The organism is Photorhabdus sp. S10-54, from assembly GCF_963878145.1.
Taxonomy (GTDB): domain Bacteria; phylum Pseudomonadota; class Gammaproteobacteria; order Enterobacterales; family Enterobacteriaceae; genus Photorhabdus; species Photorhabdus kayaii.
In genome coordinates, this window is sequence record NZ_CAWNXG010000177.1 from 1 (window position 1) to 582 (window position 582).

Sequence of the window (582 nt, forward strand, 5' to 3'; positions counted from 1 at the left end):
TTATGGCTTTAGCCAGTTTAAGTAGCGTAAGCTTCTTAAACATAAAACCCCCCGCTATGCGGGTGGAGGCCAAGGGTTATACCAAGAAAAACACCTTTCCGTTACGATATAGATGTTCAAGCTAATATACGTAACTTCAATAAGGAAAGGTGTTTATGGGAATTAAAGCACAAAGCTCAGCCCATACAAAGTGGCTGTGCAAGTACCATATCGTCTTTTCGCCAAAATATAGACGAAAAGTCATTTTTGCCAGTATACGTTCAAGTATAGGTGGGATCTTACGAGACCTTTGTAAGTACAAAGGTGTTGAAATAATCGAAGGACATCTAATGCCAGATCATGTACATATGCTCGTGAGTATTCCCCCGAAAATCAGTGTCTCAAGTTTTATGGGATACTTAAAAGGTAAAAGCGCGTTGATGATATTTGACAAACATGCCAATTTAAAATACAAATTTGGCAACCGGAAGTTTTGGTCGGAAGGTTACTACGTCAGCACAGTGGGGTTGAATGAAGCGACAATCCGTAAATATATCAGAGAGCAAGAAAAGTCAGATTTACTTCAGGATAAACTAAGTACAC

The 582-nt window shown here is 39.2% G+C and carries 1 protein-coding gene; it reads left to right on the forward strand.

Annotated elements, in window-relative coordinates; genetic code table 11:
* Positions 1-155 precede the first annotated feature (155 nt).
* Positions 156-582: IS200/IS605 family transposase (gene tnpA, locus AACQ83_RS24410; protein ID WP_112886976.1), on the forward strand; the 427-nt coding region annotated here is incomplete at its 3' end.